Source organism: Rubellimicrobium aerolatum, from assembly GCF_017872975.1.
Taxonomy (GTDB): domain Bacteria; phylum Pseudomonadota; class Alphaproteobacteria; order Rhodobacterales; family Rhodobacteraceae; genus Rubellimicrobium; species Rubellimicrobium aerolatum.
The window spans coordinates 124,886-139,745 of record NZ_JAGGJP010000006.1 but is presented as its reverse complement, the minus strand read 5'-3'; the positions used below and the strand labels follow the sequence as shown (position 1 = coordinate 139,745).

The following is a 14,860-nucleotide window of genomic DNA, read 5'->3' as shown; positions in this document are numbered from 1 at the left end:
CCCCGTGAAGTCACGGGGGCACATAGGCTTTCACCCCGCGCCGCGCAACGGCGCAGGGTGTCGCGGAGCGTCGGGATGTGGTGGGATCGGGGCGAGCGCTCAGTCGAGCGGCTTGCCGTCCTCCTCCTCCTCGAACATCTCGGCGGCCACGGCGGCGTTGGCGGACAGCCGAACCGTGTCGCCCTCGACCTCGGCCACGAGACCGAGCGGCAGGTAGTGGTGGTGGTCCGTGTGGCCCAGGCCGCTGTCCTGCTTGGTCAGCTTGATCCGGTCGCCCTCGACCTTGTCCACGGTGCCGATATGGACGCCGTCGGCGCCGATCACCTCGGCGTGCTCCCTGATCTGGCTCGCATCCGCCATTGTTCGAACTCCTTGCTGCATGACCGACCGTGCGGCCTGCCCCCCAACGCGGGCCGGCGCGGTTTGGTGCCATCGGCGCGCCGGGGGGCCGAGGCCGTCGCCGTCGCGCCCGACGCCGCGCAGCAGCCAGAGTCCCCAAAGGCCGAGGGGCAGGATGGGGAGCGTGGCCAGCGCCCGCTGCGCGAGCGACAGCTGGAGGTCCGGGGGCGGCGGGCCGCTGGCCTGCGCCAGGAGCAGGAGGCCGAAGTCCCAGGAGGCATGGACGAGGACGGCGGGCCAGATCGAGCCCGTGCGGAGCCGGATCGCCAGGAGGGCGAGGCCGATCAGCGTGGCGTTGCCGCTCTGCTGGAGGGCGTCGAGGAGGTGCCCGGTGACGAGCGCGTTCAGCGTGTGCAGCGCGCCGAACAGGAGGGTGACGGCCCAGATCGCGGGCCAGGGCCGCAGGCGGTCGCGCAGGCCCGAGTAGAGGAAGCCCCGGAACATCACCTCCTCGGAGAAGCCGACGAGGACGGTGTTGACGAGGAGGATCGCGACGACCGGGGCCGGGGGAAGGCCCTGCGCCGCGCCGATTCCGGCGAAGAGCAGGAGGTAGAGCCCGGGCAGCCAGCAGAGCCGGAGCCAGCCCGGCCTGGGCGGGCCGCCGCCGATCCCCCGCCAGCGCAGGCCCGCCCAAGCCAGCGCCAGCAGGAGCGAGGCGGCGACGAGCTGGCGGGCGACCTCGCGCGAGATCAGGTCGGCGACGGAGGCCCCCTCGGGCAGGGGCGCCCCGAACAGGAGGGTGACGGCGGCCCAGGCCAGCAGGAGGCCGGCGGCCTGGAGGGGACGGCGGCTGGCGCGGGGCGCGCTCACGCGGGCTGGAAGTCGATGCTCTGGCGGAGGAACTGGGTGGCGCGGTCGGAGACCTGGCGCGGCTTGCCGGTGGTCAGGAACAGCGATTCGGTGCCGGGGCCGACCATGGCGGGATGGCGGCGGAGGTAGTCGGCGAGGCTCTCGGCCACGAGGTTCGCCTGGGAGAAGACCTTGACCTGCGGGCCGAGGGCGGCCTGGAAGGCCTGCTCCATCAGCGGGTAGTGGGTGCAGCCGAGGATGGCGGCGTCGGGGTCGGGCATCTTGCGCTTGAGCGCGTCCACGTGGGAGCGGACGAGGGCCTCGGCGAGGATCATGTCGCCCTCCTCGATGGCGTCCACGACGCCGCCGCAGGCCTGCGCCTCCACGTCCACGCCGATGGCGCGGAAGGCCAGCTCGCGCTGGAAGGCGCGGGAGGCGACGGTGGCGGGGGTGGCGAAGAGCGCGACGTGCTTCACGGCCACCTCGCGCGGGGGGGAGTTGTCGCCCCACTGGCGCTCGGTCAGCGCCTCGATCAGCGGGACGAAGACGCCGAGCACGCGCTTGTCGCGGGGAACCCAGGAGTCCTGCATCCGGCGCAGCGCGGCGGCGGAGGCGGTGTTGCAGGCGAGGATCACGAGGTCGCAGCCGGCGTCGAAGAGCCGCTGGGCGGCGGAGGTGGTCAGGCGGAAGATGTCGTCGGCGTCGCGGACGCCGTAGGGGGCGTGGGCGTTGTCGCCGAAGTAGACCAGCGGCAGGTCCGGCAGGCGGCGGTGCACCGCGTCCCAGACCGTGAGGCCGCCCAAGCCGCTGTCGAAGATGCCCACCGCCATCGCGTCCCTCCGGTCCCTAAGCGGGCCGGGTCGTGGCCCTGGGGGCAGGGCTTAAGCGGAGTCGCGGGGGAAATCCATCGCCCGCTTGCCTGCGCGCGATGCGCGATCGGGCGGCGGGGCGCGAACGATAAGGGAGGCGCGGCGGACGCGGTTGCGCGAAAATCGCAAGGCACCTTTGCGTTTGTCGCACGGACGACATAGCTGCGATGGTAACGTCGCACGAAAAGGAAGGCCGGGACCTGACGCCGATGATGGATTGGGACAAGCTTCGCATCTTCCATGCGGTTGCCGACGCGGGGAGCCTGACCCATGCCGGCGACAGCCTTCACCTGAGCCAGTCGGCCGTGAGCCGGCAGATCCGCGCCCTGGAGGAGAGCCTGAACACCACGCTGTTCCACCGCCACGCGCGGGGGCTGATCCTGACTGAGCAGGGGGAGCTGCTGTTCGAGGCCACGCGGTCGATGAACAAGCGCCTGGAGGCCGCCGCGGCGCGCATCCGCGACAGCGAGGAGGAGGTGTTCGGCGACCTGCGGGTGACGACGACGCTGGCCTTCGGGACCATCTGGCTCGCGCCCCGGTTGCCCAAGCTCTACGAGCGGTATCCCGACCTGAAGATCGACCTGATGCTGGAGGAGCGGGTGCTGGACCTGCCGATGCGCGAGGCCGACGTGGCCATCCGCATGAAGGAGCCGTCGCAGGCCGACCTGATCCGCAAGAAGCTCATGGGCATCCGCATAGGGCTTTATGCGTCCCACGCCTATCTGGAGCGGTCGCCGCCCCTGGAGACGCTGGAGGATGTCGCCAGGCACCGGGTCATCACGCAGGGGCCGACCTCGGCGCAGGTGGCGGCGGGGGCGGGGCTGGCGCAGCTCCTGCTGAGCCACGAGCCGCAGAGCCTGCTGACGATCAACAACTATTTCGGGGTGTTGCAGGCGACGCTGAACGACCTCGGCGTGGGGCTGATCCCCGACTACATCACCGAGGACTTCCCGACGCTGACGCGGGTGCTGCCGGACGTGGAATCGAACGAGGTGCCGGTGTTCCTCGCCTATCCCGAGGAGCTGCGGCAGTCCAAGCGCGTGGCCGCCTTCCGCGACTTCGTGCAGGAGGAGGTGATCGCCCACCGCCGCCGCATCCGCGACGCCGCCTGACGCAACCGCAAGGTGTGTCATGCGGGAGACGCATGGCGGCTTTGACGTCAGCGGTCGCGCCCGCGCCTTGCCGATCCGCGTTCCGCCTCCTATTTGGGCAGTCGAAGGCGGTGATGCCTCGCGCTCATCATCTTCAACCTCCCTGTTGGACTTAGCCGGGCCATCGTGCCCGGCTTTTTTTTGGCCGCGCGGGCGATTCGCGGCGGCCCTTGCCCTTCCGCCCGCGCGCGGGAGACCCTAAACGGCCGCCAGCAGCCCTGTCCTGGAGGTCCCCATGCGCCCCGAACCCGAGATCACGCCCGAACTCGTGGCCTCCCACGGGATCAGGCCCGAGGAATACGAGCGGCTGCTGGGGATCATCGGGCGTCAGCCGACCTTCACGGAGCTGGGCATCTTCTCGGCCATGTGGAACGAGCATTGCTCCTACAAGTCGTCGAAGAGGTGGCTGCGGACGCTGCCGACCTCCGGGCCGCAGGTCATCTGCGGGCCGGGCGAGAACGCGGGCGTCGTGGACCTGGGCGACGGCGACGCGCTGGTGTTCAAGATGGAGAGCCACAACCACCCCTCCTACATCGAGCCCTACCAGGGCGCGGCGACGGGGGTGGGCGGCATCCTGCGGGACGTGTTCACCATGGGCGCGCGGCCCATCGCGGCGATGAACGCGCTGTCCTTCGGGGAGCCGTCGCATCCCAAGACCAGGCGGCTGCTGGCGGGCGTCGTGGAGGGCGTGGGCGGCTACGGCAACGCGTTCGGTGTGCCGACGGTCGGCGGCGAGGTGCGGTTCCACCGGGCCTACAACGGCAACTGCCTCGTGAACGCCTTCGCGGCCGGGTTGGCGCGGACGGACGCGATCTTCTATTCGGCGGCGTCGGGCGTGGGGATGCCGGTCGTCTATCTCGGCGCCAAGACCGGGCGCGACGGCGTGGGCGGCGCGACCATGGCGAGCGCCGAGTTCGACGACACCATCGAGGAGAAGCGCCCGACCGTGCAGGTCGGCGACCCCTTCACCGAGAAGCGGCTCATGGAGGCCTGCATGGAGCTGATGGCCTCCGGGGCCGTCATTTCCATTCAGGACATGGGGGCGGCGGGGCTGACCTGCTCGGCGGTGGAGATGGGGGATAAGGGGGGGCTGGGCATCCGGCTCGACCTTGACGCCGTGCCGGTGCGCGAGGCGGGGATGACCGCCTACGAGATGATGCTGTCCGAAAGCCAGGAGCGGATGCTCATGGTGCTGAAGCCCGAGAAGGAGGCCGAGGCGCGGGCGATCTTCGAGAAGTGGGATCTCGACTTCGCCATCGTCGGCGAGACGATCCCGGAGGACCGGTTCCTGATCCTGCTGGACGGCGAGGTGAAGGCGGACCTGCCACTGTCGCAACTGTCGTCGAGCGCGCCGGAGTACGATCGGCCCTGGGTGCCGACCGTGCCCGCGACCGAGGTGCCGGAGGTGCCGGAGATCGGGGCCGTGGAGGCGCTGCAGGCGCTGCTGGCGGACCCGAACCACGCGCACAAGGGCTGGGTCTGGGAGCAATACGACAGCCAGGTGGGAGCGGACACGCTGCGGCGGCCGGGGATGGGCGCGGGGATCGTGCGGGTGCATGGGACCGGCAAGGCGGTGGCCTTCACGTCGGACGTGACGCCGCGCTACGTCAAGGCGAACCCGGTCGAGGGCGGCCGGCAGGCGGTGGCCGAGGCGTGGCGGAACCTCGTGGCCGTGGGCGCGCGGCCCCTGGCGGCGACGGACAACCTCAATTTCGGCAACCCCGAGAAGCCCGAGATCATGGGGCAGTTCGTGGGCGCGATCCAGGGGATCGGCGAGGCCTGCCGGGCGCTGGATTTCCCCATCGTGTCGGGGAACGTGAGCCTTTACAACGAGACGGACGGGAGCGGCATCCTGCCGACGCCGACCATCGGTGGGGTCGGGCTGCTGGCGTCGCTGGATGAGATGATCGGCGGGCCGGCGCGCGAGGGCGACGCGCTGGTGCTGGTGGGCGAGACGCGGGGGCACCTGGGGCAGTCGGCGCTGCTGGCGGCGCTGGGGGTCGAGGCGGGGGACGCGCCGCCGGTGGACCTGGGCGCGGAGCGGCGCGCGGGCGAGCTGGTGCTGCGGGTGCGTCCGCTGGTGCGGGCGGCGACGGACCTCGCCGATGGGGGGCTGGCGCTCGCGGCGTTCGAGATGGCGGAGGCGGCGGGGCTGGGCGTGACGCTGGAGGCGGGGGACGTGCCCACGCTGTTCGGGGAGGACCAGGCACGCTACCTGCTGGTGGTCGCGCCCGAGGACGTGGCGGGCGTGCTGTCGGCGGCGGCCGAAGACGCGGTGGCGGCGGCCGTCGTCGGACGGATCGGCGGGGGCGAGCTGCGGCTGGGGGCGGAGGCGGCCCCGATGGCGGAGCTGGTGGGACTGTGGCGGGGGGCGTTCGAGGCGGCGGTGGCGTAGGCCGCCGCCGTCCGCGGCTGGTCCTGGGCGGCACGGTCGGATGCTGGGGTTTCACCCCACCGTGCGACGGTGGCCCGGAAGCCCGCCCTCCCCCGCTTGCGACGGCTCCGGCCCCCTCCTACATTGGGACGAACGCACGAGGACCCCTGCCCATGGCCATGCAAGCCCACGACATCGAGGCCCTGATCCGCGCCGCCTTTCCGCAGGCGCGCATCAGCATCACCGACCTTGCCGGGGACGGGAACCACTACGCCGCCGAGGTCGTGGACGAGAGCTTTCGCGGCCTGAACCGCGTGCAGCAGCAGCGTGCCGTCTATGCCGCGCTGAAGGGCCGCATGGACGGGCCGAGCGGCGAGCTCCATGCCCTCGCGCTGACCACCAAGGCCCCCGAGTGAGGATTTGCCCATGACCACCACCACGACCGCGCAGGACCAGATCCGCGAGACCGTCCAATCGAACGACGTCGTGCTCTTCATGAAGGGCACCAAGGCGATGCCGCAATGCGGCTTCTCCTCCCGCGTGGCGGGGGTGCTCAACTACATGGGCGTCGAGTTCGCGGACGTGAACGTGCTGGCCGACCCGGAGATCCGGCAAGGGATCAAGGACTTCTCGGACTGGCCGACCATCCCGCAGCTTTACGTGAAGGGCGAGTTCGTGGGCGGCTGCGACATCGTCACCGAGATGACGCTGTCGGGGGAGCTGGACGCGTTGTTCGAGCAGAAGGGCGTGGCCTACGACAAGGCCAAGGCCGAGGAGATCCGGTCGGCCAACGCCTGACGGCCCCTGGCGGATTTGCAACAGTCGGCGCGGGGCCGTGGCCGGAGCCGCTAGGCGCGCGCCGAAGCGTCGTGCTTAGCTGTGGGCGACGGCTTCCCTGCTCCTGGACCAACGACTTGCGCCCCAGCCCGCCTTCCGCGCCTCGCGGCTGCCAACAGCCCGGCGGGGCGGCTGGCGGGGTCGTATCGGCCGGGCCGGACCCATGTCGCTCCTCCTGAACGTCCTCCTGTCGCTGGCCTTCGCGGGAGCGGTGGGCGGCACGTTGCAGTTCTGGCGCGCGCAGCTCGACGCGGCGCGGCGGGACGCGATGCAGGCGCTGGCGGCGCGGCGGGGCTGGGCGCTGACCGAGACGGGGGAGCGGCTGGGCCGGGCGGGGACGCTGCGGCTCGCGCCCCGGGGCGGGCATCCCTGGACGGTGGAGGTCCGGCCCAAGGACGGGCCGCTGGGCGAGGCCGTCACCGAGTTCGAGACCGAGGAGCCGCGCTGGACCGGCGGCACGCTGATCGTGCTGGCGCACCCGGGCGAGCTGCCCGCCCTGGAGCCCGTCCGGCGCGAGAGGGCCTTGCGGGACCTGCTGGGCCGGAAGGTCGGCCGCCTGAGCCTGGGGCTGGCGCCGGTGGCGGCGCCGTCGGGGGTCGCGGCGCTGGCGGACGCCGACCCGGCGCGGCGCGTGGACCTCCCGGACCTCGCCCGCGCGATGGCGGCGTGGCGGCCTGCCATGAATGGCCCCCGGGGCATACCGGTGCTGATCCTCACGCCCGAGGGGATGCGGTTGCGGCTGCGGCACCCTCTGGACCGGGCGGAGCCGATGGAGGCCTTCGCGGACCTGGCGCTCGACCTCGCGCGGCTGATCGGGCCCGGCTGACCGGACCCGGAGGAAGGCTCAGGTCGTCGGCGCGGGCTCGCGCGCGGCCTCGGGGAGGAGCTGGCGAACGGCGTGGGACAGGGCGTCGGCCTCGTCGGCGACCTCGGCGAAGAGCTCGCGCACCTCGGCGGGGATCACCGGCACCTCGACCCGGACCTCGACCGGCACCTCCACGGGAATCTCGATCCGCTCGGGCCCGGCCTTGACGCGGGCCTCCAGCTCGGCGGCGCGGGCCTCGGATTCGCGCAGGCGCTCCTCCAGGCCGGTGGTCTTGTCGGCGAGCAGCAGCCCGGCCATCAGCAGCATCTTGCCCTCGGGCATCCGCCCCATGTGCTCGGAGAGCGAGGAGGCCTCGGCGTCCAGCATGGCGGCGGCGGAACGGAGATAGGGCTCCTCGCCGGGCTGGCAGGCGACCTCGAAGCTGCGGCCTCCTATGACGATCTCGACCTGCGGCATCAGCCCGCCTCCTCGACCAGGGGGATGAGCTCGTCAAGGACCGCATCGAGCTCCCCCTGCTCGGCGGCACGGGCGGCGCGGAGGGCCGTGACCTCGGCGCGCAGGCGCCGGGCCTCCTCCTCCAGGGCGAGGCGGGCGTTCTCGCGATCGCGCAGGGCGCGGACGCGCTCCTCCAGTTGGGCGTTGGCCATGCGCTCCTCCTCCAGGGCGGCGCGCAGGCCCTCGACCTCGCGGGCGATGTCGGCGCGGGCGGCCAGGGCCTCGGCGCCGTTCGCGATCCCCTCGAAGGCGGCGACGATGCGTCGCCGCGCCTCGAGCAGGTCCCCCAGATCGCCCGATCCGTCCGGTTCGTCCATGCGTCCCCCGCTTGTTCTGCCGGGACGGCGGAGCCCGTTGGCCGAGCCGCCGCGCGCCGTCGAAGGGAGACTAGGGGAATCCCGCGCAGCCCGCAATCGCGCGAGTCCCTTTTGCCCGAACGGCTTGGCGGCCGTGCTTGATCTTGCCCCTCACGCTGGTAAGGGAAGCGGGCACCCCGGAGGAGAGGACCAGCATGGACATCGCGAGCCTGCGCAACGCCCATTTCGAGCATTGGCGGCTGGCCGCCGCGATCCGCACCCTGACGCTGGACGCCGTGGCACAGGCCAACTCGGGCCATTCGGGGATGCCGATGGGCATGGCCGACGTGGCCACCGTGCTGTTCGACAGGCACCTGCGCTTCGACCCCAAGGCGCCGTTCTGGCCCGACCGCGACCGCTTCATCCTGTCGGCGGGGCACGGGTCGATGCTGATCTATTCGCTCCTTTACCTGACCGGCTACCCGGACATGACGCTGGAGCAGGTGAAGGACTTCCGCCAATGGGGCTCGCGCACGCCGGGGCACCCGGAGGTGCACCACACGGCGGGCGTCGAGACGACCACCGGGCCGCTGGGCCAGGGGATCGCCAACGCCGTGGGCTTTGCCATCGCCGAGGAGGCGCTGCGGGCGCGGTTCGGCGCGAAGGTCATGGACCACCACACCTATGTCATCGCCGGCGACGGCTGCCTGATGGAGGGCGTGAGCCAGGAGGCCATCGCGCTGGCGGGCCGGCAGCAGCTTGGGCGCCTCATCGTGCTGTTCGACGACAACGGCATCACCATCGACGGCAAGGTGTCGATCGCCGACGCCACCGACCAGGGCGCGCGCTTCGCGGCCTCGGGCTGGCACGTGCAGGCCATCGACGGGCATGATCCCCAGGCCATCGACGCCGCGCTGACGGCGGCCAAGGCCGATCCGCGCCCGTCGATGATCGCCTGCAAGACGCATATCGCGCTGGGCTCGTCGGCGCAGGACACCGCCAAGGGGCACGGCGCTCTCACCGACGCCAAGCTGATCGCCGACACGCGCGAGGTCTATGGCTGGGAGCATGGGGCCTTCGACATCCCCGCCGACATCAAGGCGCGCTGGGAGCAGATGGGGCAACGCGGGGCGCAAGCGCGCGCCGAGTGGGAGGAACGGGTCGCCGCCCTGCCCGCCTCCCGTCAGGCCGAGATCCGCCGCGTCGCGGCCGGGGAGCCGCCGCGCAAGCTGGCCGGCGCGATCCGCGACGTGAAGACGGCGGCCATCGGCGGCAAGGCCGTGGCCACCCGGAAGTCATCGGAGATCGTGCTGGAGGCGGTCAACGCCATCATGCCCGAGACGCTGGGCGGATCGGCGGACCTGACGGGGTCGAACAACACCCGGACGGCGGATCTGGGCGTGTTCGAACCGGGCAACCGCAAGGGCCGGTATGTCCATTACGGCATCCGCGAGCATGGAATGGCCGCCGCGATGAACGGGATCGCGCTGCACGGGGGACTGGTGCCCTATGGCGGCACGTTCCTGTGCTTCGCCGACTACTGCCGCCCCTCGGTGCGGCTCTCGGCGCTGATGGGGGCGAAGGTGGTCTATGTCTTCACCCACGATTCCATCGGGCTGGGCGAGGATGGGCCGACCCACCAGCCGGTCGAGCATCTGGCGATGCTGCGGGCGACGCCGGGGCTGCGGGTGTTCCGCCCCGCCGACACGGTGGAGACCGCCGAGGCCTGGGAACTGGCGTTGACGCAGCCCGGCCCCTCGGTGCTGGCGCTGTCGCGGCAGAACCTTCGGCCCGCGCGGACGGAGCACACGAACAAGAACCTCACGGCGCAGGGGGCCTATGTGCTGGTGGAGGCCACGGCCAAGCGGCAGGTGGTGCTGATCGCCACCGGGTCGGAGGTGGAGATCGCGCTCGCCGCGCGCGAGGCGCTGGAGGCGGAAGGGATCGGCACGCGGGTCGTGTCGATGCCGTCGATGGAGCTGTTCGCCGCGCAGGACGAGCGGGTGCGCCGCCGCGTGCTGCCGCCCGGCACCGTGCGGGTGGCCGTCGAGGCGGGCGTGCGCCAGCCCTGGGACCGCTGGCTGCTGGGCCAGGGCGGACGCGAGGCGAAGTCGGCCTTCGTGGGGATGTCGAGCTTCGGCGCCTCGGCCCCGGCCGAGGTGCTGTACGAGCAGTTCGGCATCACTGCCGCCAACGTGGCGGGAGTCGCGCGCTCGCTGCTCTGAGGCGCCGACGGGCCGGGGCCTTCGGGTCCCGGCCCGTCACGGTCGGTTGACCTTCCCCCCGAAATCGCCATGTTGCCGCCCGACGGCGCGCGTGCGCCACGCACAGGAGGATGGTCATGGCGGTCAAGGTGGCAATCAACGGCTTCGGCCGGATCGGGCGCAACGTGCTGCGCGCCATCATCGAGTCGGGCCGCACCGACATCGAGGTGGTCGCCATCAACGACCTCGGGCCCGTGGAGACGAACGCGCACCTGATCCGTTACGACTCGGTCCATGGGCGCTTCCCCGGCACCGTGACCACCACCGCCGACAGCATCGACGTGGGCCGCGGGCCGATCCGCGTCAGCGCCGAGCGCGACCCGGCGAAGCTGCCGTGGGATGGCGTGGACATCGCGCTCGAATGCACGGGCATCTTCACCGACGGCCCCAAGGCGGCGCTGCACCTTCAGAACGGCTCCAAGCGGGTGCTCGTCTCGGCCCCGGTGTCGGGCGAGGAATGGGCGACCGACCGCGCCGTCAAGACCATCGTCTTCGGCGTGAACGACGATCAGCTCACCCCTGACGACCACGTGGTGTCGAACGCCTCCTGCACGACGAACTGCCTCGCGCCGGTCGCCTACGTGCTCAACGAGGCCGTGGGGATCGACCACGGCTTCATGACCACGATCCACAGCTACACCGGCGACCAGCCGACGCTCGACACGCTGCACAAGGACCTTTACCGCGCCCGCGCGGCGGCGCTGTCGATGATCCCGACCACCACCGGCGCGGCCAAGGCGGTGGGCAAGGTGCTGCCCGACCTGAACGGCAAGCTCGACGGGACCTCGATCCGCGTGCCGACGCCCAACGTGTCGGTCGTGGACTTCAAGTTCGTCGCCAAGCGCGATACCTCGGTCGAGGAGATCAACGCCGCGATCAAGGCGGCGGCGGATGGGAAGCTGAAGGGCATCCTCGGCTATACCAACGAGAAGCTGGTGTCCTCGGATTTCAACCACGACCCGCATTCGTCGGTGTTCCATATGGACCAGACCAAGGTCATGGCGGGCAACTTCGTCCGCATCCTGTCCTGGTACGACAACGAATGGGGCTTCTCGAACCGCATGAGCGATACGGCCGTCGCCATGGGCAAGCTGATCTGAGATCCGGCCTTTGGTCGGGAACGCGGGGCCGCCCCTTGGGGCGGCCCTTGGCGTTTCAGTCGAGGAAGGTGACGGTCGCACCGACGCGCACGAGGCTCGCCAGTTCCTCGGCGTCCCAGTTCGACAGGCGCACGCAGCCGTGGCTGTTGCGGCGGAAGAGCGTGGAGGGCTCGGGCGTGCCGTGGAGGCCGTAGGAGGGCCTGGACAGGTCGATCCAGACGGAGCCCACGGGGCCGTTGGGTCCGGGCGGCAGGGTCAGCGGTTGCAGGTTCTCGCCCTGGACGAAGTTGTCGGGGCTGTAGTGGTAGGTCGGCAGGTGGGCGATGGCGGTGACCTCCACGACGCCTTCGGGCGAGGGGGTGTCGGTCGAGCCGACGGTCACCGGATAATTCGCGACCATGCGCCCCGTGGCGTCGTAGGCGGCGAGGCGGCTTTCCCCCTTGCGAACCTCGATCCGCGTCACCTCGCCCGCCTGGAACTCGCCCGGGTCGGCGACGGTGATCGTCTCGCCGGGCTGGAAGGTCGCGCCGGGGTTGAGGTCGAGGAGGAAGTCTTCGTCCATGTGGAACCGCTCGGCCAGCATCTCGGTCACGCGCTGGTAGCCGAGCCAAGGAAGCGCGGCGAGCTCGGCGTAGTCCGAGGGCAGGCCGGGCGCGAGGTTGGCGAGGTCCTGGGGCGCAACCGTGTAGGCGCGGGTCACCGGCCCGGCGAAGGGACCATCGAGCGCCGCCCAGACCGCGAAGTCGAAGATGCCGTCCACCGGCAGGCCCTCGCGCTCCTCGAAGGCGCGGATGGCGCTTTCGGACATCCCGCCCCGGCGGCCGTCGATCACCCCTGGCGATATCCCGGCGCGGTCGAGCAGCACCTGCACCTTGACGGTCAGGGCCGAGCGGTCGGAGGGCAGGTCGCCCCCCTCATAGGTCGCGGCCTCGATCGCCTCAGGCGCGAGGCCGCCCGGCGCGGAGGGCCGGACCACGGTCGCCACGGGGGGCAAGATGGGCGGCGACATGGGCGGGGGCGGGGGAGTCACGAAGGGCTGCTGCGCCAGCGGGGCGGGCAGCGCCGCCTCGGAGGCCAGGAGGTTCTGCGCCGAGGCTGGCGCGGCCACGACGGCAAGGCCGAGGAGCGTGATTCGGAGAGAAGGCAACAGGGGCTCCGCAACAGGAATGCCGGTCCAACGCGCCAGCGCGACCCTTTGTTCGTTCATTATGGCCATATCGTGACGCCTTGGCTGAAAAGATATGCAGCGCGCGCATGGCGGCCGGGACCGATCGTCGGTGGTGCCGCAGCGCAGCATCACCCATATGGGGATTACCGGGCGGATGGTCCACCCGGCTTGACCCGAGGACGATCATGACCCTCTTCACGCGACTCCGTTCCGCGATGGAGAAGCGTGCCGCTTACCGTCGCACGCTTGCCGAACTTCGCGGAGTGCCTTCCTACCTGGCCGACGACCTCGCCATCTATCCTGGCGACGCCGAGCGTCTGGCCCACCAAGCCGTCTACGGCTGAGGCCTCTCGCCTCGCTTTCCGACGCGCCATGCCGCTTCAAGGCCGCCCCTGGGCGGCCTTCTCATTTTCCGGGCTTCTCCCCCCGAGCCAGTCGCCGCGTGACCGCCGCATGGACCGCCGGCGGCACGAAGCGGGAGATGTCGCCGCCCAGCCGGGCGATCTCCTTGACCAGCTTGGAGGCGATGGCCTGGTGCCGGGCCTCGGCCATGAGAAACACCGTCTCGATCGAGTCGTCGAGCGTCCGGTTCATCCCGACCATCTGGAATTCGTATTCGAAGTCCGTCACGGCCCGCAGTCCGCGGATGATGATGCCCGCGCCCACGTCGCGCGCGCAGTCGATCAGCAGGTTCTCGAAGGGATGGACGACGATCTCGGTCGCCCGCTCGGCGGCGATGGCGCCGATCTCTCCCTCGATCAGCGCGACCCGCTCCTCCAGTGGGAAGAGCGGACCCTTGTCGCGGTTGATCGCCACCCCGATCACGAGGCGGTCCACCAGCACGCAGGCCCGGCGGATGATGTCCGTGTGGCCCAGCGTCACCGGGTCGAAGGTGCCCGGATAAAGTCCGATTCGCATCAGCGCCCCGTGATCATCCCCTCCAGGGCATCCTTTTCCATGGAAAGCTCGGACAGGCGAGCCTTCACCACGTCGCCGATGGAGATGAGGCCGATCATGCGGCCCCCGTCCAACACCGGCAGGTGGCGGAAGCGCCCTTCGGTCATCTGCGTCACCACGTCGGTCGCCTGATCGTCGCAGGAGCAGGTGACGACCTCGCGGGTCATCATCTCGGCCACCGTCTCCTGGAAGCAGCCGACCCCGCGCATCCCCATCTCGCGGACGATGTCCCGCTCGGAGATGATGCCTTCGAGCATCGCGCCGTCGCGGCTGACCACGAGGCAGCCGATCCGCCGTTCCGACAGGAGGCGGGCGGCATCGGCCACGGTGGCGTCGGGGCGGATCGTCAGCACCGCGTCGTTGCCCTTGGACCTGAGGATCTGTCTCACGAGCATGGCGGCCTCCCTGGTTGCCTATGAGTCAAGGGTCGTGTGGCCGGGGCCCTCTGTCAAGGCGGCGAGGCATTCCAGTCGCGCCACCTCCTCGCGCAGGCCCTGGCTGAGCGCCGCCGCGAGGCGGGCCATCCGTTCGCTTCGCCGGTCGGCGTCGTGGCGCACGAGGTAGAAGGCGCGGCGCAGGCTGACCTCCTCGGTGAGCACCCGGCGCAGCTCGGGCGCGAAGGGCAGCGCGAAGTCGTGGACGACGCCCACGCCGCCCTGCCGGAGGAGCTGGAGCTGCACCGGCACGGAGTTGGAGGCGAGGGTGACGGGGCCAAGGCCCAGTTCGCCCAGATAGTCGAGAGCGCGGTCGAAGATCATGTCCTGGATATAGCCGACGACGGGGCGCCCCCGGAGGTCGTCCAGCGTGGCGACGGGAGGCGCGTCCCTCCGCTGCGCGAGGTGGAGACGGTAGTCGGTCATCTTCTGCACGGTCAGCCGGCCCGCGTCGGGGGGGCTGACCGTGATGGCCATGTCGGCCTCGCGCCGGGACAGGTTCACCACGCGGGGGAGTGCGAGGATCTGGATCTCGAGCCCCGGGTTCCCGGCCTGGATGCGGGCGGCCACCTGCGGCAACAGGAAGTTCGCGCAGCCGTCCGGCGCCCCGATCCGCACCTGCCCCGTGAGGCCCTGCGAGGCCCCCTGCCCTTCCTCCACCGCGAGGCGCATGGCCTCCTCCGCCTCCTCCGCCCGCGCCTGGAGCCGCCCGCCGAGGTCGGTCAGCGCGTAGCCCTGCTGACTTTTGAGGAACAGTGTCGCGCCCAGCGCCTCCTCCAGCCGGGCGATGCGGCGGCCGACGGTGGCCGGGTCCATCCGGAGACCGGGGGCCGCGCCGGACAGGCTGCGGGCGCGGGCCACGCCCAGGAACACGCGCATGTCGTCCCAGTCGAGCATCCTG

At 71.3% G+C, this 14,860-nt stretch carries 16 protein-coding genes; 8 read left to right on the top strand and 8 right to left on the bottom strand.

The window, feature by feature from the left end:
• Window positions 1–99: 99 nt before the first annotated feature.
• Window positions 100–1,209 carry a DUF2171 domain-containing protein gene (locus J2Z33_RS18685; protein WP_209840091.1) on the bottom strand — a complete coding sequence of 370 codons (1,110 nt, stop codon included), beginning with the start codon at window positions 1,207–1,209 and terminating at the stop codon, window positions 100–102.
• The gene (locus tag J2Z33_RS09140) at window positions 1,206–2,018 is read right to left on the bottom strand and encodes a glutamate racemase (protein ID WP_209840088.1); all 813 of its coding nucleotides are present in this window, start codon (window positions 2,016–2,018) and stop codon (window positions 1,206–1,208) included. Before J2Z33_RS09140 ends, J2Z33_RS18685 begins: the two co-directional genes overlap by 4 nt.
• A gap of 251 nt (window positions 2,019–2,269) precedes the next feature.
• Between J2Z33_RS09140 and J2Z33_RS09135 the strand changes: the two genes are divergently transcribed.
• From J2Z33_RS09135 to J2Z33_RS09115, 5 genes are all read left to right on the top strand, one after another.
• Complete coding sequence (locus J2Z33_RS09135; RefSeq protein ID WP_209840190.1) at window positions 2,270–3,169, top strand: LysR family transcriptional regulator; 900 nt, start codon at window positions 2,270–2,272, stop codon at window positions 3,167–3,169.
• 274 nt (window positions 3,170–3,443) lie between these two features.
• Window positions 3,444–5,603 carry a phosphoribosylformylglycinamidine synthase subunit PurL gene (purL, locus tag J2Z33_RS09130; RefSeq protein ID WP_209840086.1) on the top strand — a complete coding sequence of 720 codons (2,160 nt, stop codon included), beginning with the start codon at window positions 3,444–3,446 and terminating at the stop codon, window positions 5,601–5,603.
• Between the two features lie 152 nt (window positions 5,604–5,755).
• Window positions 5,756–5,998 (top strand): BolA/IbaG family iron-sulfur metabolism protein, encoded by a 243-nt coding sequence (locus J2Z33_RS09125; RefSeq protein ID WP_209840084.1) that lies wholly within the window; start codon window positions 5,756–5,758, stop codon window positions 5,996–5,998.
• Between the two features lie 10 nt (window positions 5,999–6,008).
• Entirely contained in the window at window positions 6,009–6,380 is a 372-nt protein-coding gene (gene grxD / locus J2Z33_RS09120; protein ID WP_209840082.1) for a Grx4 family monothiol glutaredoxin, read from the top strand.
• A 202-nt stretch (window positions 6,381–6,582) separates the two neighbouring features.
• A complete protein-coding gene (locus J2Z33_RS09115) occupies window positions 6,583–7,245 on the top strand; it encodes a hypothetical protein (RefSeq protein ID WP_209840080.1) in 663 nt (220 codons plus the stop codon).
• An 18-nt stretch (window positions 7,246–7,263) separates the two neighbouring features.
• Here J2Z33_RS09115 and J2Z33_RS09110 read toward each other — a convergent pair whose 3' ends face one another.
• Entirely contained in the window at window positions 7,264–7,701 is a 438-nt protein-coding gene (locus J2Z33_RS09110) for a cell division protein ZapA (protein WP_209840079.1), read from the bottom strand.
• Complete coding sequence (locus J2Z33_RS09105) at window positions 7,701–8,057, bottom strand: hypothetical protein (protein ID WP_245218722.1); 357 nt, start codon at window positions 8,055–8,057, stop codon at window positions 7,701–7,703. Before J2Z33_RS09105 ends, J2Z33_RS09110 begins: the two co-directional genes overlap by 1 nt.
• A 194-nt stretch (window positions 8,058–8,251) precedes the next feature.
• Here J2Z33_RS09105 and tkt point away from each other — a divergent pair, with 194 nt between their 5' ends.
• Window positions 8,252–10,261, top strand: a complete 2,010-nt coding sequence (gene tkt, locus J2Z33_RS09100) for a transketolase (protein WP_209840077.1) — start codon at window positions 8,252–8,254, stop codon at window positions 10,259–10,261.
• Between the two features lie 116 nt (window positions 10,262–10,377).
• The gene (gap, locus tag J2Z33_RS09095; RefSeq protein ID WP_209840075.1) at window positions 10,378–11,400 is read left to right on the top strand and encodes a type I glyceraldehyde-3-phosphate dehydrogenase; all 1,023 of its coding nucleotides are present in this window, start codon (window positions 10,378–10,380) and stop codon (window positions 11,398–11,400) included.
• Window positions 11,401–11,455: 55 nt separating this feature from the next.
• Here the strand turns inward: gap and J2Z33_RS09090 are convergent, their stop codons facing one another.
• Window positions 11,456–12,547, bottom strand: a complete 1,092-nt coding sequence (locus tag J2Z33_RS09090; RefSeq protein WP_245218721.1) for a L,D-transpeptidase family protein — start codon at window positions 12,545–12,547, stop codon at window positions 11,456–11,458.
• 206 nt (window positions 12,548–12,753) lie between these two features.
• On the opposite strand from J2Z33_RS09090, the gene J2Z33_RS09085 reads away from it, so the two are divergent.
• On the top strand, window positions 12,754–12,912 hold the full coding sequence (locus tag J2Z33_RS09085; protein WP_209840071.1) for a hypothetical protein: 159 nt from the start codon (window positions 12,754–12,756) through the stop codon (window positions 12,910–12,912).
• 61 nt (window positions 12,913–12,973) lie between these two features.
• Here the strand turns inward: J2Z33_RS09085 and coaD are convergent, their stop codons facing one another.
• The 3 genes from coaD to J2Z33_RS09070 are packed head-to-tail and all read right to left on the bottom strand — an operon-like array spanning window position 12,974 to window position 14,856.
• A complete protein-coding gene (coaD, locus tag J2Z33_RS09080) occupies window positions 12,974–13,486 on the bottom strand; it encodes a pantetheine-phosphate adenylyltransferase (RefSeq protein ID WP_209840069.1) in 513 nt (170 codons plus the stop codon).
• Window positions 13,486–13,920, bottom strand: a complete 435-nt coding sequence (locus J2Z33_RS09075) for a CBS domain-containing protein (RefSeq protein WP_209840067.1) — start codon at window positions 13,918–13,920, stop codon at window positions 13,486–13,488. Before J2Z33_RS09075 ends, coaD begins: the two co-directional genes overlap by 1 nt.
• Window positions 13,921–13,938: 18 nt before the next feature.
• Window positions 13,939–14,856, bottom strand: a complete 918-nt coding sequence (locus tag J2Z33_RS09070) for a LysR family transcriptional regulator (RefSeq protein ID WP_209840065.1) — start codon at window positions 14,854–14,856, stop codon at window positions 13,939–13,941.
• Between the last annotated feature and the right edge of the window lie 4 nt (window positions 14,857–14,860).

What these genes read in the sequence shown, in the direction of transcription:
- J2Z33_RS09070 (WP_209840065.1), bottom strand. Translation starts at nt 14,856, where the DNA reads ATGCTCGACTGGGACGACATGCGCGTGTTCCTGGGCGTGGCCCGCGCC.
- gap (WP_209840075.1), top strand. Translation starts at nt 10,378, where the DNA reads ATGGCGGTCAAGGTGGCAATCAACGGCTTCGGCCGGATCGGGCGCAAC.
- J2Z33_RS09115 (WP_209840080.1), top strand. Translation starts at nt 6,583, where the DNA reads ATGTCGCTCCTCCTGAACGTCCTCCTGTCGCTGGCCTTCGCGGGAGCG.
- purL (WP_209840086.1), top strand. Translation starts at nt 3,444, where the DNA reads ATGCGCCCCGAACCCGAGATCACGCCCGAACTCGTGGCCTCCCACGGG.
- J2Z33_RS09085 (WP_209840071.1), top strand. Translation starts at nt 12,754, where the DNA reads ATGACCCTCTTCACGCGACTCCGTTCCGCGATGGAGAAGCGTGCCGCT.
- tkt (WP_209840077.1), top strand. Translation starts at nt 8,252, where the DNA reads ATGGACATCGCGAGCCTGCGCAACGCCCATTTCGAGCATTGGCGGCTG.
- J2Z33_RS09075 (WP_209840067.1), bottom strand. Translation starts at nt 13,920, where the DNA reads ATGCTCGTGAGACAGATCCTCAGGTCCAAGGGCAACGACGCGGTGCTG.
- coaD (WP_209840069.1), bottom strand. Translation starts at nt 13,486, where the DNA reads ATGCGAATCGGACTTTATCCGGGCACCTTCGACCCGGTGACGCTGGGC.
- J2Z33_RS09125 (WP_209840084.1), top strand. Translation starts at nt 5,756, where the DNA reads ATGGCCATGCAAGCCCACGACATCGAGGCCCTGATCCGCGCCGCCTTT.
- grxD (WP_209840082.1), top strand. Translation starts at nt 6,009, where the DNA reads ATGACCACCACCACGACCGCGCAGGACCAGATCCGCGAGACCGTCCAA.
- J2Z33_RS09110 (WP_209840079.1), bottom strand. Translation starts at nt 7,701, where the DNA reads ATGCCGCAGGTCGAGATCGTCATAGGAGGCCGCAGCTTCGAGGTCGCC.
- J2Z33_RS09105 (WP_245218722.1), bottom strand. Translation starts at nt 8,057, where the DNA reads ATGGACGAACCGGACGGATCGGGCGATCTGGGGGACCTGCTCGAGGCG.
- J2Z33_RS09140 (WP_209840088.1), bottom strand. Translation starts at nt 2,018, where the DNA reads ATGGCGGTGGGCATCTTCGACAGCGGCTTGGGCGGCCTCACGGTCTGG.
- J2Z33_RS09135 (WP_209840190.1), top strand. Translation starts at nt 2,270, where the DNA reads ATGGATTGGGACAAGCTTCGCATCTTCCATGCGGTTGCCGACGCGGGG.